The organism is Catellicoccus marimammalium M35/04/3, from assembly GCF_000313915.1.
GTDB classification, from domain to species: domain Bacteria; phylum Bacillota; class Bacilli; order Lactobacillales; family Catellicoccaceae; genus Catellicoccus; species Catellicoccus marimammalium.
Genome location: NZ_AMYT01000019.1, coordinates 1 through 22,537, shown reverse-complemented (window position 1 = coordinate 22,537; position 22,537 = coordinate 1). Strand labels below are relative to the sequence as shown.

16 protein-coding genes and 1 other annotated feature are annotated in these 22,537 nt (G+C 29.9%); of the genes, 11 read left to right on the top strand and 5 right to left on the bottom strand.

The features are described 5' to 3' along the window. The first annotated feature begins 67 nt into the window (after positions 1–67). Together C683_RS06395 and C683_RS04550 are read left to right on the top strand one after the other, a co-directional pair. On the top strand, positions 68–883 hold the full coding sequence (locus C683_RS06395; RefSeq protein ID WP_009490578.1) for a hypothetical protein: 816 nt from the start codon (positions 68–70) through the stop codon (positions 881–883). After that, entirely contained in the window at positions 819–1,730 is a 912-nt protein-coding gene (locus C683_RS04550; protein ID WP_051011334.1) for an AAA family ATPase, read from the top strand. The genes C683_RS06395 and C683_RS04550 overlap by 65 nt, the downstream gene beginning before the upstream one ends. A gap of 26 nt (positions 1,731–1,756) precedes the next feature. On the opposite strand, the gene C683_RS04545 is transcribed toward C683_RS04550, so the two are convergent. Together C683_RS04545 and C683_RS04540 are read right to left on the bottom strand one after the other, a co-directional pair. After that, positions 1,757–2,839: a DNA cytosine methyltransferase gene (locus C683_RS04545; protein WP_009490574.1), complete on the bottom strand. Its 1,083-nt coding sequence runs from the start codon at positions 2,837–2,839 to the stop codon at positions 1,757–1,759. Next, entirely contained in the window at positions 2,840–3,940 is a 1,101-nt protein-coding gene (locus tag C683_RS04540; RefSeq protein WP_040388719.1) for a DNA cytosine methyltransferase, read from the bottom strand. Positions 3,941–4,019: 79 nt separating this feature from the next. Between C683_RS04540 and C683_RS04535 the strand changes: the two genes are divergently transcribed. Both C683_RS04535 and C683_RS04530 read left to right on the top strand, forming a co-directional pair. After that, positions 4,020–5,708 (top strand): McrB family protein, encoded by a 1,689-nt coding sequence (locus C683_RS04535; RefSeq protein WP_083848964.1) that lies wholly within the window; start codon positions 4,020–4,022, stop codon positions 5,706–5,708. Next, positions 5,701–6,942 carry an LlaJI family restriction endonuclease gene (locus tag C683_RS04530; protein WP_040388708.1) on the top strand — a complete coding sequence of 414 codons (1,242 nt, stop codon included), beginning with the start codon at positions 5,701–5,703 and terminating at the stop codon, positions 6,940–6,942. Before C683_RS04535 ends, C683_RS04530 begins: the two co-directional genes overlap by 8 nt. Before the next feature lie 51 nt (positions 6,943–6,993). Here C683_RS04530 and C683_RS04525 read toward each other — a convergent pair whose 3' ends face one another. The 3 genes from C683_RS04525 to C683_RS04515 all read right to left on the bottom strand — a co-directional run bounded on the left by C683_RS04525 (position 6,994) and on the right by C683_RS04515 (position 10,862). Then, a complete protein-coding gene (locus C683_RS04525; protein ID WP_244425056.1) occupies positions 6,994–9,177 on the bottom strand; it encodes an MGH1-like glycoside hydrolase domain-containing protein in 2,184 nt (727 codons plus the stop codon). Between the two features lie 150 nt (positions 9,178–9,327). Then, complete coding sequence (locus C683_RS04520) at positions 9,328–10,347, bottom strand: acyltransferase family protein (RefSeq protein WP_009490568.1); 1,020 nt, start codon at positions 10,345–10,347, stop codon at positions 9,328–9,330. A 98-nt stretch (positions 10,348–10,445) separates the two neighbouring features. Next, positions 10,446–10,862: a hypothetical protein gene (locus C683_RS04515; RefSeq protein ID WP_009490567.1), complete on the bottom strand. Its 417-nt coding sequence runs from the start codon at positions 10,860–10,862 to the stop codon at positions 10,446–10,448. 131 nt (positions 10,863–10,993) lie between these two features. Next, positions 10,994–11,201: a binding site (T-box leader), on the top strand. A gap of 48 nt (positions 11,202–11,249) precedes the next feature. Between C683_RS04515 and serS the strand changes: the two genes are divergently transcribed. The 7 genes from serS to C683_RS04480 all read left to right on the top strand — a co-directional run bounded on the left by serS (position 11,250) and on the right by C683_RS04480 (position 22,420). After that, positions 11,250–12,527: a serine--tRNA ligase gene (gene serS, locus C683_RS04510; RefSeq protein ID WP_009490557.1), complete on the top strand. Its 1,278-nt coding sequence runs from the start codon at positions 11,250–11,252 to the stop codon at positions 12,525–12,527. Between the two features lie 43 nt (positions 12,528–12,570). After that, complete coding sequence (locus C683_RS04505; RefSeq protein WP_009490555.1) at positions 12,571–12,864, top strand: bacteriocin immunity family protein; 294 nt, start codon at positions 12,571–12,573, stop codon at positions 12,862–12,864. Positions 12,865–13,146: 282 nt separating this feature from the next. Further along, complete coding sequence (deoB, locus tag C683_RS04500) at positions 13,147–14,313, top strand: phosphopentomutase (protein ID WP_009490553.1); 1,167 nt, start codon at positions 13,147–13,149, stop codon at positions 14,311–14,313. A gap of 9 nt (positions 14,314–14,322) precedes the next feature. After that, positions 14,323–15,132, top strand: coding sequence for a purine-nucleoside phosphorylase (locus C683_RS04495; RefSeq protein ID WP_009490552.1), 810 nt, complete (start codon positions 14,323–14,325; stop codon positions 15,130–15,132). Between the two features lie 53 nt (positions 15,133–15,185). Further along, positions 15,186–15,893 carry a purine-nucleoside phosphorylase gene (gene deoD, locus C683_RS04490; protein ID WP_040388717.1) on the top strand — a complete coding sequence of 236 codons (708 nt, stop codon included), beginning with the start codon at positions 15,186–15,188 and terminating at the stop codon, positions 15,891–15,893. Positions 15,894–16,150: 257 nt separating this feature from the next. Continuing rightward, positions 16,151–19,750: a CDP-glycerol glycerophosphotransferase family protein gene (locus tag C683_RS04485; protein ID WP_009490550.1), complete on the top strand. Its 3,600-nt coding sequence runs from the start codon at positions 16,151–16,153 to the stop codon at positions 19,748–19,750. A gap of 15 nt (positions 19,751–19,765) precedes the next feature. After that, entirely contained in the window at positions 19,766–22,420 is a 2,655-nt protein-coding gene (locus C683_RS04480; RefSeq protein ID WP_009490548.1) for a CDP-glycerol glycerophosphotransferase family protein, read from the top strand. Positions 22,421–22,537 lie beyond the last annotated feature (117 nt).

The window sequence follows — 22,537 nt, the reverse complement described above, 5'->3', positions numbered from 1 at the left end:
ATGAGAGAATCAATGATTGTATAATTTAATACTTTAGAACAAAGTATAGGCAAAGTGAGGAAATATTATGAATTTTGCAGAAGTTTGGAAAATAAGTTATAAAAACTTAGTTTCTTGGTTTAATAAATATAGAATTGATAAAGGATCTAGATCAATAATTTTAAAAATAAAATATGGAGAGAATATTTCAGAAAAAACTCCTTTAATTAGTAATTTGATGAATAGCTATGAATTGACTGTTAAATTCAATAATATAACTACCAAAACAGCATATCAGATATGTAAAAGTTTAGATAGAAATAGAAATTTTTACTCTACATCATTATCTATACAAGAATTGTTTGAACAAAAAATAAATGGGAGTATAAGTTTATATATTTCAGATGGATTTGATGAAAATATAGAAAATATATCAGATAATGAATACATTTTAAAATTTATAAGGGCAAATGATAATTTGGCATTTATAGATAATATTTATCAAGTGCAAAATGGAAAAATTATCAAAAACGGAGATGGTAATTATATATTAGAGGACAATGATATAAATGAGTTACATGAAGAGATAAAAAGAAAATATCAATATTCTTTATGGATTAATTGTCAAGCAAATAATAATGTTATTAAATGGGAAAATAAGCAATACTTATTAATGAATATTGATACAGACGTTCATGAATATTTTAATGATGAACAAAAAAGAAAAATAGAAAGTCCTTTAAACATAAATTATGAAGCAAATAATAAAACTGTACAATACGGAAATATAGTAGGGAATAATCTTATTTTTTATGGAGCACCTGGAACTGGGAAATCTTATGGAATTCAAAAATACATCCAAGAATGTCTTTCGAACTACTTTCCATCCAGAATATGGATATAGTGATTTTGTAGGTCAAATTATGCCAGCAGTAAATGAAAAAGGACAATTAGAATATATCTTTAATCCAGGATCATTTACTCAAGCAATAGTATATGCTTATATTCATTCAGATGAACCAGTATTTTTAATTTTGGAAGAAATGAGTCGAGCAAATTGCGCAAGTGTGTTTGGGGATATTTTCCAACTTTTGGATCGCGATGAGCAAGGAGAAAGTGAATACCCAATTAACCATTTCCAACTATCTAATTATTTACATGAAAAGTTAAGGGAGTTTCATTCTTGGGATAAATATCAATCTAAAATTTATATTCCAAGAAATTTATACTTAATTGGTACAATGAATACAAGTGATCAAAATGTATTTGTGATGGATACTGCATTCAAACGTCGATTCTTAATGAAATATGTTCCTACTACAATTGATTCCAACAAAAATCAATTTTCATTACCATATTCTGATACGGAAACAATGGAATGGAATGATTTTGTTAAAACTGTGAATGACTATATCGTGGATGATAAGGGATTGCAATTATCAGAAGATAAACAGTTAGGTCAATTTTTCATGAAAGGGAAGAATCAAAAAGGAAATGATGATTCTATTCAAGAAGAAAGTACTCCATATTTTGCAAAGAATTTTGAAACTTATAAAGATAAAGTTTTGTACTACTTATATCATGATGTAGAAAAAGCTAGTTATCATACAGAAAAACGCTTATTCAATGAAAATATTAAAAGTTTTGGAGATTTGTACCAGAAAGCAACTGCGAAAAATCATTATGATATTTATAGTAAAGAATTCAAAGAGTGTTTAGAAGAAAAAAATAATAAAAAAGACATTGATTAATTATCAATGTCTTTTTTTTATGAATTTTATTCAAAAATTTGAGGATAAGCTATCATAATATTTTTAATTATTTCCATCATCACATCTACAACTATTGAATTTCCAGCCTGTTTATACATCTGTGTGTCAGATACTACGATTTTAAAAGTATCGTCATATCCCATTAAACGTAAACATTCCCTAGGTGTCAATCTTCTTAATTTACCATTTTCTGTTACATAATTATCTACGCCTGCTCTATGCATTTTATGCATAGTAGATAACAAAGGTCTAGCAATAGATAAGTCTGTTTCGGGTTTTGTATAGTATCCTTTGGTTCCTGTAGATAGTACATGTTTTGTTACCTTTTCAGATAAAAAGTATTTTTCATCAACAATACCTGGAATATTCTCAAGTGATAGATTACCATTAATGGATTTTAAATATCCTTCTTTTACATTACTTTCTAGGAAATCTTGCATAGTATAATTTAATTTTTTTGGTTTTGGAAATGAAAAATTGGTACTATGATCAAGGAAACCTATGACAAAAATTCTTCTTCTTGTTTGAGGAATATCATAATCTTTAGAGTCAAGTAGTTGATATGAAATTTTATATCCTAATGATTCAAAAGTTTTTTTAATAATTTCCCATGTATTACCTTTATCATGTTTTAATAGACCTTGTACATTTTCATATATAAATACTTTTGGTTGTATTTCTTTTACGAGGCGTGCAAAATCATAGAATAATGTACCTCTTGTATCATCTAATCCTTTTTGATATCCCATTATTGAAAAACTTTGACATGGGCTACCCCCAACAAATAAATCAACCTGTCCTCTATATTGGTATCCATCTATAAATCGGACATCATATAAAAAATTATCGTTATCTATATTATAATTAGCCATATAAGTTTTTTTTACAAAATTTGTTTTACGGCTTCGTTCATAGAGATTTTGAATATATTCGGCTTTGTTAGATATATTTTTGAAATCTATGTTTTCAAAATCTAAGTCAATTTCACCATTATCGCATGCAAACACAATTTTATGATCTATATTTAGTCTCTTTAAAGCCCATTCTATTGCCCCTATGCCACTAAATACAGTTGCTAATTTCAACATTTATAAATCTCCTTTAAAAACATTAGTGGCTATAATACTTTGTAGTATATGCTCTAAAACATTTACTACAATAGAATTACCAGCTTGACGATAAATTTGTTTATCTGGAACAACAATTTTAAAATTATCGTCATATCCCATTAAGCGTAAGCATTCTCTCGGTGTAAGCTTTCTCGCCACTCCTTCAATATTATTAAATTTTCCTACATATACTCTATCATCTTCGTACGCCCATGGTTCAAGTTCTATAGGTTTAAATACCATTTCTCCGCACCAATTAAATTGTTGATTTGCTGCTTGGGTTCTACATATATCAGAATTAATACTGACACGTTTTTTTAAACTTTCATCCTTAGTGATCCATTTAAATCCTTTTTCTCCATGGAAATACTTATGATCTACATTATCTTCTAAAAAATGTTTAACAGTACAATTAAGTTTTATTGGTGTTGGAAATTGAAAAATATCAAGATCTAAATCATTTCTAAAACCTACAATAAATAGACGTTTTCTATTTTGAGGAATACCATAATCTTTAGAATTTAGAATTTGAAATCTCCAATTATAATTAAGATCATCAAATATTTCGCTTATATGTTTAAAAGTATTTCCCTTATCATGATTCAACATTCCTGGAACATTCTCATATATAAATACCTTTGGTTGTATTTCTTTTACTAGACGAGCAAAGTCATAAAATAGTGTACCTCTAGCATCATCTAATCCAGCTCTTTTTCCACTAATAGAAAAACTTTGGCAAGGGCTACCTCCAACAAATAAATCTATTTTGTTTCTATAATTAGTCCCATCTACAAACCTTATATCTTGGAAAAATTTATTAGGGTCTATATTATAATTAGCTTGATATGATTCTTGAACATAGTTTCTTTTTCCTGTTTGATCATAAATTTTATTTATAAATGTTTGTATATCGTATTCATTATTTCGATTTTGAAGTTGCCTAGAAATTTCTTCATACGAGATATTTAATTCTCTTTCTCCATTATCACATGCAAAGATAATTTTGTGAGGAATATTCATTCTTTTTAAAGCACATTCTATCGCACCAATACCACTGAACACTGTAGCTACATTAATCATAATAATATTTCGATTCCTTTCAAAATTAATATGATAAATATACCACATCCGGATTATTTCCGGCAATAATAAATATATTATGTTACAATTAATACAAACAGAACGGGGGATTATTGTGGAAATTGAAAATATTTTGATAGAAACTATCATAGATAGGTATCCTCAATTTAAAAAAGAAGGATTTCAATCTATATATGTAAAGAAATTAAGTAATGCAGATGTTGTTTTCAATAATAAAGAAGAAGGGACTAAAGGTTCGACTGCACATATAGCTGTTACTGGAGACTCTAGGAATTTCTTTAAGAAATATTTTGTCGATAAACTAGGAAAAAAATTTTTTTTAAGTAATGAATTATGTCATTCTTTAGAAGAGGAAGATATAGATCATATCTTAAAATTATATGGAATTATTTTTCCCAGCGGCGAAGAAAAAGATATCGTATTAAATTTATTTGTAGAAAAAGATAATACATTTATTGAATCAATTACTAATGTTTGGATTTTTCCTAAAAAAGATAAAGATCAATTAGGCTTGTCTAAGATAAAGAAGGATGGTAAAGACTTTTTGGAACTTAGAAATCAAGCAAACATAGGAGATGTACTATTTTTTTTCAACTATAAAAATAATCTATATGTAATTCTTTTAAAGAGTGATAAAGATAGCGATACAATTTTTAAAATTATGGGTAATAGTAAGACGTATTCTAAATATCTTACTTTTGATTCTAATCAAAACACTTCTATAGATGATAATATAGGTTCTAATCTTATTTTTTATGGAGCACCTGGAACTGGGAAATCTTATGGAATTCAAAAATACATCCAAGATGTCTTTCGAACTACTTTCCATCCAGAATATGGATATAGTGATTTTGTAGGTCAAATTATGCCAACAGTAAATGAAGAAGGACAATTGGAATACATTTTTAATCCAGGATCATTTACTCAAGCAATAGTATATGCATATCGCCATCCAGATGAACCAGTGTTTTTAATTTTGGAAGAAATGAGTCGAGCAAATTGCGCAAGTGTGTTTGGGGATATTTTCCAACTTTTAGATCGCAATGGGCAAGGAGAAAGTGAATACCCAATTAATCATCTTCAATTATCCAATTATTTACAAAGAGAGCTAGGGAAATCTCATCCTTGGAATAAATATCAATCTAAAATTTATATTCCAGGGAATTTATATCTAATTGGTACAATGAATACAAGTGATCAAAATGTATTTGTGATGGATACTGCATTCAAACGTCGATTCTTAATGAAATATGTCCCTACCACAATCGATTCCAACAAAAATCAATTTTCATTACCATATTCTGATACAGAAACAATGGAATGGAATGATTTTGTCAAAACTGTGAATGACTATATTGTGGATGATAAGGGATTGCAATTATCAGAAGATAAGCAGTTAGGTCAATTTTTCATGAAGAACTATGATGCAAAAGACGCAATGACGATTGATCCGTTGTTAGAAGAATCAAAAGTCTTATATACTATCAAAGATAGTAAGAATTTTGAAACTTATAAAGATAAAGTTTTGTACTACTTGTATCATGATGTAGAAAAAGCTAGCTATCATACAGAAAAACGCTTATTCAATGAAAACATTAAGAGTTTTGGGGATTTATATCAGAAAGCAACTGCGAAAAATCATTATGATATTTATAGTGAAGAATTCAAGGGGTGTTTAGAGAAAAATATGCATTCTACAAAAGACGTATCCTATAATATGGACGATGAGATAGAAGAAAATGAATAAGAAAATAAATGTCACTATCGTACTAGATGGATCTGAAATTTCTTCGAAAATAGAGCAAGAATTTTTTAATGATATTCAATCTTATCAAGAAGAAGATATTAGAATGTGGAATCAAAAAAAGTATATTAATTTTGTCGGTTTTATTTTGAAAGAAAATCATATTTTAATTAGTTTTCCTAAACATTTTTATCAAGAAAATTTAGAGAATGAATTTTCTAAAGAAGATTTTCAGTTATTATTAGCCACCATTATTAAAGCTGCTCAAAATGGATTGAAGGATTTATCGAATTCTCAAAATAATTTTCCACTTTCTGCTTTTGCGACTGTCTATAATTATTACAAGCAATTTGGATTATATTATGAAGAGAAAAAGCAATTGAAAGATGGATACTATGGAAAAATAAATTGGCGTAAAACTATCCAATCAGTTACTCCTTTAGAATATCAAGGACAATGGATGTATATGCCTCTAAAAATTGAAAAACAGAATCCATATGATACATTTATTACTCGTTGTATGGCTTATGTAATTAATGATGTATCACAAAAATTAAATTTTTTATTTTCAATAGAACCTATCGAATATGCATTCAATCCACAAGAATTTTCTAATAAAGGTTATGTTCTGAACTGTTTATATGATTTACGGCAAACTATGTTTAAAGATATTCATTTACAATTGATAGATGCACTGATTAATTACTTTAAGACAGAAGGAAACACATCTGGAGACATTTTGTTAAAAATTCATCATTTTGATAAAATTTGGGAAAAATTAGTCCATCATCAATTAAAATCTTTTGATCAAATCATAGATGACCAATTAAGGTTTGATGGAAAACATAGACTATTCGAAGAACAGAAAACATTTTATCCAGATTGTAGACATCCTAAAACAAGTGATAGTAAAAACCATCGCTTAGAAATTGATCACTATTTTGAAGATGAAAATCGAGGTATTCGGTATATTTTTGATTCCAAATATTATAAGAACAAAGTAGGAATTGATTATAAACAGATTTCATATTATTTTTTACTAAAAAATTATTTTGAAAAACTAGGAAATGAGAGCAAAACACAAATTGCTTTGATTTTACCTTCAGAAAAAGAAGTAGGATATACAGAAATAGAATTTGAATTAGATGGGAATTACAACAATCAAGATAAGGGATTGAAATTATATCATTACTATTTACCGATAAAAGAGGCAATGCGTAGCTATATTGGTAAATAATCAAAAAAAAAGAAAGAGGCTGGGAGTAATCTCCCAACCTCTTTTTTATTCTTATTTGAATAAGTTATTTTGATATAAAGTGTAGAAGGCTGCAGCAGACCAACTGAAGTTTGCAGTATGTAATCCTTCTCCTGTTAATGGGTTGTAGTTTTCACGGATAGATTTGTCTCCAGTTAAACCATCTGCGTTATCGATTAATTTTGCACTTAATCGTTTTGCGTCTGTGTAGTAACCGTAACGTGATAATCCTTCAACACCGAATAATGCTTGGTCCATCCATACAGGTCCACGCCAATATTTAGATGGAGCAAATGCAGGACTTGAAGCAGATACAGTTGGTAATGGCATGAATGTATTGAATTCTGTTGGTGCCATCATAATATTACGAACAGAACGTGCTTGTTCATAAGTAGCTGCTTTAGCAAATAATGGAATCCATCCTTCAGGTCCACGACCACGGTTTACTAATAATTTATCTTTTCCGTTTGGTAAGATTTGTAAGTCATAGAAGTAGCCTGTGTTTTTATCAAACATTTTTGTTTGAATTTTCTTCGCTAATTCTTCTGCTTCTTTATTCCAACGTTTTGCATCTTGACCTTTACCGATCACTTTTGCAATTTTACCTAAAGTTACTTTTTCATCGTATAAGTAAGCATTTAGATCGACAGATTCTTGGTTGATAGAATAGCCGACAACATTTCCTTTTGCATCTTTGTTTGTTAAAACTTTAACGCCAGAATCATCTACACCAATTCCGTTTTTGTCAAAACGTGGTGCGTTGTCCATTCCACTTTCCCAAGCAGCAGCTTCAATGACTGCATCATCGTTGAATGTTTTATTTCCTCTGTCATCTACATCGTAGTTAGCATCGCTGACCATGCTTCCGTATTCGCATAAACCATTCTTATTATGGTCACGGTTACGGTACCACCATTCATGGTAAGAAACTAGTTTTGGATACATTTCACGTAAGAATGAAGTATCTTTTGTTTTTTGGTAAATGTTCCAAACTACCCAACTTGCTAGTGCAGGTTTTGAGTTACGTTCGTTCCAGTTTCCACCATCGCCACCACGAGAAGCGTCTTGGTTGAAGAAGATAGCGTCGATAATTGCGCCTTCATCTTGTGGACGAACTTTGTCATCTTTTTGAATTTGGTAATCGAATAGGGAACGAACGCTATTTTTCGCTAATTCACCATCGAATTGTGCTACGGCACTTGCTTCTTTCCATGTGTCCCAACTCCACATTCCTACAAACCATTTATAAGAAGTAGATGGTACGATTCCATCGTGTTTAATAGCTCCTGCGGCACTCTTCCAGTTTGTTGTTAAAGTTTCAATACTTTTTACTGCGACGTTTTTATATTTTTTATCGCTGTAAGAATGTAAAGACTTATCTAAATATTTTTGCCAACGTTTTTCATTTTCACCAAAATAGCGGGCAGGTTGATGGAATAATTTAGAATATTGACTTGCTTCTTTAGCTTCTTCTTTTTTCGTAAAGGTATAACTTTCAGCAGTTTCTGTTTGGAATTTTCCTTTTGGTGCAATCACTACTGGTTTTTTCATTGTTGAAGTGTAGTGATTTCCTTTTACTGAAGTTTTTACTGCATCTTTATGTGCGATAGTATAGCGAACTTCATCTGTCATGAAGTAATTCCAAGTTTGACGTTCTTCTTTGAATGAAACTTGGACTCCATCTTTGGTTGCTTTTAATTTTTGACCTAATGGAGTTTTGCTATCGCCTTGTTTAATATGGTCAAAGACTTTACCTGTCCAAGATAATTGTAATGGTAATTTTTTACTTGTTTTATTAGTGATGGTTGTTTGAATTAATGCCGTACGTTTTGTCGCAAAGATTAATTTCAATGTTAAATCAAAATCTTTATTAGAATAGACTTGTTCTAAATGGCCAGGATAAGCATTCATTGTCATTTTTGTTTTACTCAAATCATAAACTTTTTTTGTTTTTGTATTTTTGATTTGAATTTTATTGATAGAATCTGATAAGTTTAGAGGATATTCTTCCGCAATAATCATTGGACCTGCGAATCCACCTAATAATTGTTTTTGATTTTGTTCTGGCAAGTAGTATCCATGCCAAGCTCCTAAATCAGAAAAATGGTTATATTTATTAGTTTGGTAAGAACCATAAATTTCTTCTGTTGGTGCTGCTTTTAAATTTAATACGTTTGGAAAATCTTTGATCTCATCTGCAAAAGCAGGTGTGCTCATTAATGCAAGTCCAAACACGCTTGCAGAGAATAAGTGCTTGAATTTCATATCTTTACCTCAATTGAATCATAATTACAGTTAAAATATAGCAAAATTAGAAAGCGTTTTCAATAAGGCGGATAATTAAAAAAGCTAGGGGAAATTTTTCTCCTAGCTTTTTGCACAAATTTTTTTAATTTTATTCATTAAGGTAACACGGATAATTTCAATAAAGAAACAAATTATGAAAATTAGTATAGCATCCATAATTGTAATAAAAATTAATTGCAAATTATTAGAAAAATGGATGCGAGTAAGATGAAATAAGTCATCATAAACCCATGCTCTAATCAATCGATTATCATGAATTAAATAAATTGGTAATATATACTTAGAAATGTGATTAATCACTTTAAAATGAGTTGGTTTGAATTTTAAAATTGTTAAGAAAATGCTCACAGCAATAGCATATCCGATAGGACTGCTTAATTGTACAACATCAGAAAGTACGGTAATATCCAATGTTTTTCCTAAATAAATACATAGGAAATAAAATACAGATAAACACAAGAAGATAATTTTAAAGTTATAATTTTTCATTTTTGATGATTCAAAGTAGTTTTGGATATAAATTCCTGATATATAAAAAAAGACAAAATAAATAATAGAAGACATATCTAAATCAAAAAAAGGAAGATAATTTACAAAACATAATAATACAAAAGAAACGAATAATAACTTTTGAAATTCTTTTTTAGATAAAGATTTGCATAGTTTATTGATATAAGGACTAATGATTAATAAGATAACATAATCAGTAATAAACCAATATGCTCCTGAGCAAATCGGGAAAACTGCATTTATTATTCGTCCAAAATTAATTTTGTATATTGGAAATAGAATACAAAATATAACAAAGATAGAAATTGAATAAAATAAAGTTACCCTATGAATATTCTGAAGGGAATGTTTATTTATCCTTTCTTTATTTCCTTGAAAATATCCAGTAATCAATATGAATAAAATAACTGCAATTTTACCAAATGAAGACAAAATAGTTGCAATGATCTGTTGGCTTGTATTTAGAGTAGAATTATTTTCTAATCCATAAATTGAAGTATGATGTAGTATAATAAAAAACATCAATAAAATTCTAATAAATTCAATATTACTATTACGTATCTTTTTCATTTTTACCCTTCCACTTTTTATATTTGTATTCTCATACAATTAATAATTATCATAGCATGAATCATTAATAAATATGGAAAGGAATTCAAATTTTTTGATTATTTCTTTTTATTTTGTCTTTCTTTTCGGTCTTTTTCGACTTCCGCATTCACCTTTTCAATTTGTTTTGGATATAAGTCAAACCAATCGGCATTGTTCTCCTTTTTTGTGATTATACAATCATCATAAAATTCAGAATAATTGCGAATAGCTTCTAAAATCATATCTTCATCGACATTACCAAAGACGCGTAAAGGATTTTCTCCAAAATCATTGAGTTCAATATTTACCAGTCCATTATCAGTGGGGAGATTTTGACTTACTTTATCAACCACATTGCGTAGAGCAGGAAGGTCAGTATGAGGAATCATATAGATTCCAGTATAATATTGGCACATTCCATACCATTCTTTCACCTGTTTAGTTGCGACTTCTCCTTTTGGACTGAAAATTTCCCACATAATATTAATAGACACGGCAAACGCCTCCTTTACTTTTTTCACCTATATTTATAACATAGCTTAATTTCATTTACATTATTTTTTAAGGAAATATTTGTGAGCGTTTTCACTGGTAGAAAAAATAAAGTTATGATATAATGATGTCAATATCATAAAAAGTTCAGAAGTAGTAGCTATTGAAGCTGTTCAGAGAGGTGACGGTTGGTGCGAGTCATCCAGTGGCGTAGTGAATCCATCTGTGATATTGGATTGCGAAATAAGTAATCCCGTCTCTTATGCGTTAAATAAGATCAAGGGCAGAGAGGATTTCTCTGAACTTGGGTGGTACCGCGAAGTATACTCTTCGTCCCAAGCATATTGGGGCGGAGAGTTTTTTTTTATATATAAAAGGAGGACATCGACATGATCGATATGAAGCAAATTCGTCAAAATTTTGACACTGTATTAGCCAAATTAAAGACACGTGGAGTAGATGAATCAAAAGTATTTGAATTACGTGATTTAGATGAAACACGTCGTAATTTATTAGTAAAAGTAGAAGAAATGAAAAAAGAACGTAATGAAGTTTCTGATCAAATTGCACAAATGAAACGTGAAAAACAAGACGCTTCTGCAGTGATTGAAAAAATGCGTTTGTTAGGTCAAGAAATTAAAGGTCTAGATGAAGAAGTAGCAGTGATTGATGAAAAAATGAAAGAAATCGCTGTGATTTTACCAAACTTACCTGCCGATGATGTACCTGTCGGAGCAGACGAAGATGAAAACGTAGAAGTTCGTCGTTGGGGTACACCACGTGAATTTGATTTTGAACCAAAACCTCACTGGGAAATTGGGGAAGAATTAGGAATTTTAGACTTTGAACGTGGGGCGAAAGTTTCAGGTAGCCGTTTCTTATACTACAAAGGCTTAGGTGCTCGTTTAGAACGTGCGGTCTATAACTTCATGTTAGATGAACATGCCAAAGAAGGATATACAGAAATTATCCCACCATACTTAGTAAACGATAAATCAATGTTTGGTACAGGACAATTCCCTAAATTTAAAGAAGATGTCTTCCAAATTCAAAATGATAATCGTGACTTAACCTTAATTCCAACTGCGGAAGTTCCATTAACAAACTACTATGCAGGTGAAATTTTAGAAGAAAAAGATTTACCAATCTACTTCACAGCATTAAGTCCTTCATTCCGTTCAGAAGCAGGAAGTGCAGGTCGTGATACACGTGGTTTAATTCGTTTACACCAATTTAATAAAGTAGAAATGGTAAAATTTGCGACTGAAGATACTTCATTTGAAGAATTAGAAAAAATGACAGTCAATGCTCAAAATATCTTACAAAAATTAGGATTACCACATCGCGTCATTACTTTATGTACTGGTGATATGGGATTCAGCGCTGCGAAAACTTATGACGTTGAAGTTTGGATTCCAGCTCAAGATACTTACCGTGAAATTAGTTCTTGCTCAAACTGTGTAGACTTCCAAGCTCATCGCGCAATGATCCGTTATCGTGATGAAAATGGTAAATTACATTATGTTCATACATTAAATGGTTCTGGTTTAGCTGTTGGTCGTACCGTAGCTGCTATTTTAGAAAACTATCAAAATGAAGATGGTTCTGTAACAATTCCAGAAGCTTTAGTACCATACATGGGTGGAGTTACAAAAATCGAAAAATAAAAGTACAGAGTAGGGGATTCCCTGCTCTTTTTTTGGAGGAAAAATGAAACAAGAAGAGAAATTGATGTCTTTGATTGTTGGTGTCTTAGAAGATCAAACGGTGGAAATTGAATTAAAACATTTATTAGCCAAAGAAGGAAGAGCATTACGAGATGAAAAGAATAGTTTATCCTGTATTTGTTCTCAGCTAGTCTATATTTTGACTCCCTATGTTATTAAACATAAAAACAAAGTTCCACAGTCTGTAAAACAGTTATATCAAGCCATTACGGACCGAGGAGAACGCTATTGGAATCTAGCGAAAGGGATTTCTTCTATGGGAATTTGGTTGAATTAGAGAGAAGAATAAAGTGTGAAATCGTTTTATGAGAAATAAGTGAAAATTATCGTTCGTGAGATGAAGGATGATTTTTTAAAAAACAACATAAAAACGTTTTAAATACGAATATTTTTTAGAAGAAAATAGAAAATATGGGGACTATCTGAATATTCGAAAAAGATTGAAAAATAGATGAAAACAAGAGAACATAAGCCTTTCATCTATGTTATAATAAAAACGAATAAAATTTCACGAAGGAATTGTTCGTATCTTTCGCGAAAATCAACGGAGGGAAGACAGATGTTTAAACGAATACATGTTATTGTAATGGATTCTGTAGGAATTGGGGAAGCGCCAGATGCAGAAAAATTTGGTGATAAAGGAAGCCATACATTAGGACACATCGCTAGTGAAGCAGGATTACATGTACCTAATATGGAACAATTAGGATTAGGAGTTATTGAACCTTTACATGGAGTAAAAGTAATCAATGATCACAAAGGATATGTCACAAAATTAGAAGAAATTTCAGTTGGGAAAGATACGATGACAGGACACTGGGAATTAATGGGTCTAAACATCCAAACTCCATTCCCTACTTATCCAAATGGTTTTGATGATGAATTAATTCATAAAATTGAAGAATTTTCTGGTCGTAAAGTAGTATGTAACTTACCATACAGTGGAACAAAAGTAATTGAAGATTACGGCCCACATCAAATGGAAACAGGAGATTTAATCGTTTATACTTCTGCAGACCCAGTATTACAAATTGCGGCTCATGAAGAAGTAATTCCATTAGAAGAATTATATCGTATTTGTGAATACGTACGTAGTATTACTTTAGAAGAACCTCATACCGTAGGACGTATTATTGCTCGTCCTTATGTAGGAGAAGAAGGAAACTTTACTCGTACACCAAATCGTCATGACTACGCATTAAATCCAACTGGACACACAGTACTAGATAGCTTGAAAGAAGCAGGTAAAGATGTGATTGCCGTTGGTAAAATTAATGACATTTTCAACGGTCAAGGGGTAACAGAAGCAATCCGTACAAAGAGCAACATGGATGGAGTAGACCAATTAGTAAAAGTAATGCATAAAGACTTTGATGGTATGAGCTTTACTAACTTAGTAGACTTTGATGCTTTATTTGGTCATCGTCGTGATGTTCAAGGTTACGCAAATGCATTAGAAGAATTTGACGCTCGTATTCCAGAATTAATCGATGCTATGGAAGAAGATGATTTATTAATCATTACAGCTGACCACGGAAATGATCCAACCTTTACAGGAACAGACCATACTCGTGAATACATCCCAGTATTAACTTATAGTAAAAAAATGAAAGGACATGGTTCTTTACCACAAGGACACTTCTCTGATATCGCAGCGACAATCGCAGATAACTTTGGTGTAGAAATGCCAGAAAACGGAGAAAGTTTCTTAGAAGAACTAAAATAAGAAAAATTGATGAGAGAACAAATTAAAGAAGCAGCACGCTATATCCAAGAAAAAGGAGCAAATGAGGCAGAAGTAGGACTAGTTTTAGGTTCTGGATTAGGTGAAATCGTAGAACGTTTTGAAAATGCGATTCATATTCCTTATGAAGAAATTCCTCATTTCCCTGTATCTACAGTAGTAGGTCATGCAAGTGAATTAGTTTATGGCGAATTAAACGGCCGTAAAGTATTAGCAATGGCTGGACGCTTCCATTACTATGAAGGATATAAAATGGAACAAGTCATTTTCCCAATTCGTGTAATGAAAGCAATGGGAATTGAAAAATTAATGATCACAAATGCTGCAGGGGGAATTAATTGGGATTTCCAACCTGGAGATTTAATGGTGATTTGTGACCAATTAAATATGACAGGAACAAACCCATTACTAGGGCCAAATGACAATGAATTAGGACCTCGTTTCATTGATATGAGTGAGCCTTTTGCGAAAGATTATATTGCTTTGGCAAAAGAAAAAGCCGCAGCATTAAATATTGATTTAAAAGAAGGCGTTTATATGGGAGTTACAGGACCTACCTATGAAACTCCAGCCGAAATTCGTATGTTCCGTACGTTAGGAGCAGACGCTGTAGGAATGTCTACGGTATCTGAAGTTATTGCTGCTCGTCACTTAGGAATGAAAGTTATGGGCTTATCTTGTATTACTAACTTAGGTAGTGGTATGCAAGAAAATATTGATCATTCTGCAGTAGTTAATACTGTAGATCAAGTGAAAGAACATTTCCAAAACTTAGTCGCAAATATTATTGAAGAAATGTAAGGATAAAAAAGGAGGAGTACCATTTTCCTAATAAGAAGATGGTAAAAATGATAATGAGTATACATATTGGAGCAAAAGAAGGCGCAATTGCAGAAACAGTTTTATTACCAGGAGATCCACTACGTGCGAAATACATCGCAGAAACTTTTTTAGAAGATGTAGAATGCTATAACGAAGTGCGTGGAATGTATGGTTTCACTGGAACTTATAAAGGACATCGTATTTCTGTTCAAGGAACAGGAATGGGAATGCCATCTGCAGCGATTTACTGCACAGAGTTAATTCAATCTTATGGTGTGAAAAACTTAATTCGTGTTGGTACTTGTGGTGCAATTAGTGAAGAAGTTAAAGTACGCGATGTTGTATTAGCTCAAGCAGCAGCAACTTCTTCTTCCATGTTAAAAAATGCGTTTCCAACTTACTCATTCCCAGCAACAGCTACTTTTGATTTACTAGCAAAAGCAAATGAAGTAAGTAAAGAAATGGGAATCACTCCTTATGTAGCGAATGTTGTGAGTGATGATGTGTTCTATAAAGACAGTTTAGAAGATACTTTCCGTTTAGGAACTTATGGAGTAGTTGCTGTAGAAATGGAAGCAGCAGCGATTTACTTCTTAGCACAAAAATATCATGTAAATGCACTAGCAATGATGACAGTAAGTGATCATTTAGTAACAGGAGAAGAAACAACTTCTGAAGAACGTCAAACAACATTCAACGAAATGATTGAAATTGCATTAAACACAGCGATTCAATTATAAAAATTTTATAATAAATCTAATAAAATATTAGTATAACTCCTGGAAGTAAGCTTAAACTTCTAGGGGTTATTTTTATATAAAATAAAGATACTTATATGATACAAATTTAATTGAAATCTACTAAGAAATAAATGTTTGTTGATGTTTTATTGTTATATAATCTTTTTTAGTATGAATAAAGTTCTATGTTGTAATTTGTAAAATATAGAATATATAATATAGTAAAATTAACGCTTTATTTTAGGAGACAATATAAAATGAACCAAAAGAAAAGAAATAAGATTAAGAGAATTACAAAAAGACGTTATCAATTTTTGACACGTCCTATTTCTCGATACATTGGTAATAAGCAAGTAAATATGAATGATCGCTATGCTAGATATTATGATCATTTAGAAATAATCCCTAATTCTATTTTGTTTGAGGTGCGTGATGGTCAATCATTTACAGATAGTCCATATGCAATGTATCGTTTTATGCAAAATGATGCTCGATTTGAGAATTATACATTTTATTGGGTATACAGTCAAAATGTAGAACTAGAAACGATAATGCGTAATTTACCACAAGTTAAAAATACGCAATTTGTATTACGTAACTCAGATAAATATTTACGATTACTTGCTTCTGTACAATATTTAATTACGAATTCTACTTTCCAAAGCTTTTTTACAAAAAAAGATGGACAAGTTTATATTAATACTTGGCATGGAACTCCTTTAAAAACAATGGGATTTGATATTCCTAATAATCCATTTGCATCTCAAAATGTTTTACGTAATTTTTTAATGGCAGATTATTTAATTAGTCCAAATCAGCATACTACAGATATGTATCTAAAAAGTTATAAACTGAATGGGTTATATGATGGAGAAATTTTAGAAAGTGGGTATCCTAGAATTGATTTAACATTTTCTGTTCCTCAAGCAGAAATCTATGCGAAATTAAAAATTGCAGGAGTAAACATTGATTTTGGTAAGCAGACGATATTATATACCCCTACTTGGAAAGGATCCAATTTAAAAAATCCAACATTAGATATTGAGCAAATGATTGCCGAATTGAATTATATTCAAGAAAAAGTATCATCCTCCTATAATTTCCTGGTTAAGGTGCATCCGTTTGTGTATCCTTTTGTCCAAGATAGAGAAGAACTTTCTGGGATTTTAGTTCCAGATTATTATGATGCTAATGAAATGATGTCTATTACAGATATTTTAATCACTGATTATTCAAGTATTTTCTTTGATTTTTTAGCAACTGGGAAAACAATTCTATTTTATTCTTGGGATAAAGAAATTTACTCTCAAGATCGTGGAATGTATTATAAAGAATCAGAATTACCTGGACCAACATTATCTACTGTAGAAGAAGTGGTTCAATGCATTCAACATTTAGATGTGGTAAAAGAACAATTTGCCAATCAGTATTTAAAAATGAAAGAACTAATGGTTCCTTATGATGATGCTCATGCTACAGAACGCTATATTGATGAAATTTTCTTTGGAATTTTGCATAAAGAAGTACATCATCCTACTATTTGTCAAGATAAATATCGAATTATTTTGTTCCCAAGTACACTAAAAGATAATGGAATTACTACTAGTGCAATCAACTTATTGAATAACATTGATTATGATAAATATGATGTAACGGTTATTGTCCAAAATAATCGAAATGAAGTAGCATTGAAAAATATTAATAAAATCAATAAAAATGCTCGAATTATTGTAAGGTTTGGTTGGCCAATTTATAAGGTAGAAGAAGTATACGTGGATCAATTACTGAAAAATAGATCAGTTACTCCAGAATTAGAAAAGTTATATCCTAAAGAGGCTTACCAAAGAGAAATGAGACGTTTAACTGGCGGATGTCATTTCAATGTTTCAGTAGACTTTAGTGGATATAGTTATTATTGGGCTAAATTTATGTTGGAAGTAGATGCAGATCGCAAAGTAATTTATCAACATAATGATTTGCATGCTGAAGCAAAAGCACGTTACTTTATCGATTTAAGAGGAGCTTTTTCTTTATATAAATGGTATGATGTTCTACTAAGTGTTTCTCCAACGACAAGAGATGTCAATCGAGCAAAATTGAATAATTATGCTCCAGAATATAAATTTCAATATTGCGTTAACACGATTGATACGAATCGTATTTTTAAGCATGAGCAAGAAGAAGAAACATTGGAAGAAAACAATTTCTTCTTAAATGACGTACATATTCCCACTCATGTTTTGCAAGATGAAGAGTATGAGTTTATTTTAGATTTAACAAAACCAAAGTATACAAAGTTAGAATATATTAAAAAAGAAGATGATTTAGTAGCGATTATGTCTGGTTACTACAATCATCAAAAATATTTTAAAATTTTATTCCAAGAACGATATATTGGGTGGTTGCCTGCAAAATATTTAGAAAATTGCAATGTTGTAGATGATTTAAAAAATCAAAAACAAATTCATATTTTATCTCATAATAAAGAACGTAAATTTGCTAAAATCGATTTGCCTTTTGGACATCAAATTTATAAAAATCTATTTGATATGGAAGAAGGAATTTCTAAAGGATCTGCTAAATTATTAAAAGATTTAAATATCATTATTACTCAAGTAGCAAATGTAGAAAAAGTAAAAACTATTGGTGAATTTGATGGAGAATCGGAAGTTGAAACTGAAAAATACTATCAATTCCAAGTAGATGGACAAACAATTGGTTGGATTAATTCTAAAGCAGTCACAATAACAAAAGAAAAAATCATATCTGATCATAATTTACGTACTTTAGCTAAATCACTAGAAAAAAGTTGGAGAGTAGAAGGAAATTATATTATTCAAAATGGAAAAGTGTATGCTTCAGTTTTAGATATTATTGCAAATCGTTCAACAATGTTAGAGATAGAGAATTCTATTTTCTATGCCATTTGGAAATTAAATATTGCAGGAAATAATTACTATCATGGTATCTTAGAAAATGGACAATCTATTTGGATTTCTAGTCATAATATTACTTCAGCAAGAAATTTCAAATATCAAGTAAAAGATGTAAAAGAATGTAATTATCAAGCAGTTTTTGCTGATGAATTCCCTCAAATCTTTATGTCATTAGAAGATTATTATCACTATTTATCTAATGATACATTAGAAGACTATAGACAATATATTGCAACAAATAATCCAATTACTATTCTTTCTTCTATGAACATCAATAATAAAATTCTGTTGAAAATAAATTGGGAAGGGAAAGAAGTTTTTATTGAAAAACAATATGTTAAAGAATACGTGAATGAAGACACGTTAACAGATATTCATGGTAATGAAATTCCATTTATTAATTCTGATAATATTAATTTTGTTACAATGGGAAGATTATCCAATGAAAAAAATCAGGCAGCATTAATACAAGCAATTTCTATCTTATTAGAAAAAGATCCGTCATTAAAAGAAAAATTCTGTCTATATATAATGGGAGACGGTCCATTAAAAAATCAATTACTATCTTTAATTAAAAACTTAGGACTAGAGAAAAATGTAATTATGTTAGGTCAAAAAGAACATCCATTCTATATTATGAAACAATGTGACTGTTTTATTCTTCCTTCACTATATGAAGGTCAACCTATGGTTTTATTAGAAGCCTTAACCTTAGGGATGAATACTATTGCTAGTGATATTCCATCTAATCGTTATGTATTAGAAAATGGAAAATATGGAATGTTAATCGATGGAACAGAAGCTACGGAAATTGCTGAAACTATACAAGAATATTTGGCTCAAGAACATCATTTTGCTTATTTTGACTATGAACAATATAACCAAAATGCAATTCAAAACTTTTATGATGAAATTCGATAGTAAAGAGGAATAAATATGAAACAACTAAACGTTAAACCAACATTGCAGATGATAAAAGAAGCAATCTCTTCTTCAAATATAAAAAGTGAAATTAAATATTCTTTATCTGAAAAAACTAAAATATATTCAGAAATTTTAACTCATCAATCTATATCACCCAAAACTGTTTTATTTGAAAGTAATTATGGCAATCAATTATCAGGAGACTTATTGTATTTATTCAAAAGTTTAAAAAGAGATATTCGATTTAGAAAATTTAAATGGATTTGGGTCTATAATACAGATTTTGCAGACGGTATAGATGAGATTTTTAAATCTAATGATATTGAATTTGTAAATAAAAATTCATTAAAATATCTAGAATATTTAGCTACTGCAGAGTATTACTTCAATGATACAGAAGCTCCTGTTTTTTATTTGAAAAGAGAAGGACAAAAATATATTACGATTGGAGAATCTAATCCTTTCTTTTATGTAGGATATGATGCTCCATATGATGATAAAAATCCATATCCAGTACGTAATCGTCTACGTAGTTATTTGATGAGTGATTTTATATTAAGTGATAATCCAAAGTCAACAGAAATTTTATTACGTGCTTATAAATTATCTGGATTATTTGAAGGAAAGATTTTAGAAGCATCTTTACCACGATTTGATTCTGTTCATTACAAAGAAAATTTAGTTTCTCAGCTGCATGGAATTTATGATAGTAAAAAAGAAACTTTAGTATGGAATATTTCTACTTTTTCAATGGACCCTGTAGCTATTGAAAGATTTACGCATGAATTAGAATACTTAATTCAAAAATTAGGAGTCGTTTATAATATATATTTATTAATACCAGAAAATTTGAAAGAATATTTGCTAGAAAACGAGAAATATGTGGATCATATTGTACCAGATACAGTTGATATAATGTCAGTTTTAGCGATGACGGATGTATTATTATCAGATTATTCTTCTTTATCATTAGATTATTTAAAAATGAATAATAATATATATTATTATTCTCTAGAAGATGTAGATATAACCTATTCTTATTTAAGAAAAGAACAAATAGATGAATATTCAGTAGATACAATTTATGATTTTATTCATAGAAAACTTCAAAAGAAAGAAAATACAGTGGTGAATAAGCAATGGAACTCAAGTTTGTTTATTGAGATGATTTTCTTTGCAAATGCCCAAAATAGCTTGCATGTTGTGGAAATAGAAAACAACAAAAAAACGTTATTATTTTATGCAGGATATTTGAAGAATAATTTTATTACAAACCGTTTCTTTAATGTTTTGAAAGAGATAGATTTTGATCAGTATGATATTTCTGTCCTTATTCCATCTAATGATTTAACTGTTGAATCTTACGAAAATTTACGTAAAATTTCTTCAAAAATTAGACCTATTTTCTACGAAGGATATGCAATTTTTAGTGGACAAGAACGATTACAAGATAGCATTATTCGTAAAAAAGGAATTATCCAATCTGATATATCAAATTATCCAAAAAAAGCTTATAGAAGAGAAGCAAATCGTGTATTTTCTAATGCTCATTTCACTGCCGCAATTGATTTTCAAGGAGATAATTTTTATTGGAGTCGATATATTGCTGAAAGTAATAGTCTTTACAAGATTCTATTACAACAATATGATTTGGAATATCAATGGAATAAAGCTTTGAAAAATAATTATGTAAATAAGAAACTATCATTATATGGTATGATGACTTATTATCAATTTTATGATCAAATTATTAATATTTACCAAAGACATGAAAAAAACTTACAATTCATAAAAGATTATGTGGCAGAAGAATATGTAACATACTACAAAACTTCAGATAAAGAGCCTATTTTAGATTTTCCATTTTATGATGGAATCAATAATGTTATTTCAAATCAGACAAAATGTGTTCAAGAATTGATTATTAATAATGTAAAAGAATTAACAGTAATTCCTAACTTAAAAAACATGAATTTAACTCAAACAATAACAATTCATCCTAGCGATCAAATTATTACATTGAATAAAATTTATTTGGATGGTATAGAGTATTACAAAGTAATGGTTAATTCTATCTATCGAGGTTGGATAATAAATCCGCAAGAGCTTTCAGAAAATGTTTTAATCATTAGTCAAAATCATCAATGTAATTACGACGCTAAAATTATAAAAAATAGAAAAATCTTCAAGAATGCATCAGATCCAGTAGATACGTCTTTATATGTAGGAATGTCCGAAGAGTTATCTGGTGTGATTGTACGTGTGACAGAAGAAATTTTAACTTCAGATGGTATACGATGTCACATTTTCATAAATGATGAAGAATTAGGATATATTTCTAAAGATGCGCTATCAATAATAAATCCTTTTAATGCTCAAGTACTCTTAAATTACAAACTTAAAAATAAAGCGATAAGAAGTCGTAGTTTAGAGACAGAAGAACTAAATGTATTAGGGGTATTAAATAAAAAAGAAAAAGCTATTTTATATACGCAGCCAATTGGTTCGATAAATTCAGAAGTTTCTGAAATTAAAAATTATAATCTAGCAGATCGACCACTAAAGATATTGAAGCTAGTTACTAATAAATTTGCACAATCTTATTTGATTTTAGATGATTTTGGTCAAAGTGCATGGATTGCAAAAGAAGATATTACTCTTCTATAAGATAAAAGCTTCCCTCTTTGTAGAGGGAAGTTTTTTTTAATTTTTTGTTGACGGATGATAAAAGAACTGTTAATATATAAACATCGTTAGTTCGAGAATTTATTGAACCAATCGATG

What these genes read in the sequence shown, in the direction of transcription:
- C683_RS06395 (WP_009490578.1), top strand. Translation starts at nt 68, where the DNA reads ATGAATTTTGCAGAAGTTTGGAAAATAAGTTATAAAAACTTAGTTTCT.
- C683_RS04550 (WP_051011334.1), top strand. Translation starts at nt 819, where the DNA reads ATGGAATTCAAAAATACATCCAAGAATGTCTTTCGAACTACTTTCCAT.
- C683_RS04545 (WP_009490574.1), bottom strand. Translation starts at nt 2,839, where the DNA reads ATGTTGAAATTAGCAACTGTATTTAGTGGCATAGGGGCAATAGAATGG.
- C683_RS04540 (WP_040388719.1), bottom strand. Translation starts at nt 3,940, where the DNA reads ATGATTAATGTAGCTACAGTGTTCAGTGGTATTGGTGCGATAGAATGT.
- C683_RS04535 (WP_083848964.1), top strand. Translation starts at nt 4,020, where the DNA reads ATGTTACAATTAATACAAACAGAACGGGGGATTATTGTGGAAATTGAA.
- C683_RS04530 (WP_040388708.1), top strand. Translation starts at nt 5,701, where the DNA reads ATGAATAAGAAAATAAATGTCACTATCGTACTAGATGGATCTGAAATT.
- C683_RS04525 (WP_244425056.1), bottom strand. Translation starts at nt 9,177, where the DNA reads ATGAGCACACCTGCTTTTGCAGATGAGATCAAAGATTTTCCAAACGTA.
- C683_RS04520 (WP_009490568.1), bottom strand. Translation starts at nt 10,347, where the DNA reads ATGAAAAAGATACGTAATAGTAATATTGAATTTATTAGAATTTTATTG.
- serS (WP_009490557.1), top strand. Translation starts at nt 11,250, where the DNA reads ATGATCGATATGAAGCAAATTCGTCAAAATTTTGACACTGTATTAGCC.
- C683_RS04505 (WP_009490555.1), top strand. Translation starts at nt 12,571, where the DNA reads ATGAAACAAGAAGAGAAATTGATGTCTTTGATTGTTGGTGTCTTAGAA.
- deoB (WP_009490553.1), top strand. Translation starts at nt 13,147, where the DNA reads ATGTTTAAACGAATACATGTTATTGTAATGGATTCTGTAGGAATTGGG.
- C683_RS04495 (WP_009490552.1), top strand. Translation starts at nt 14,323, where the DNA reads ATGAGAGAACAAATTAAAGAAGCAGCACGCTATATCCAAGAAAAAGGA.
- deoD (WP_040388717.1), top strand. Translation starts at nt 15,186, where the DNA reads ATGAGTATACATATTGGAGCAAAAGAAGGCGCAATTGCAGAAACAGTT.
- C683_RS04485 (WP_009490550.1), top strand. Translation starts at nt 16,151, where the DNA reads ATGAACCAAAAGAAAAGAAATAAGATTAAGAGAATTACAAAAAGACGT.
- C683_RS04480 (WP_009490548.1), top strand. Translation starts at nt 19,766, where the DNA reads ATGAAACAACTAAACGTTAAACCAACATTGCAGATGATAAAAGAAGCA.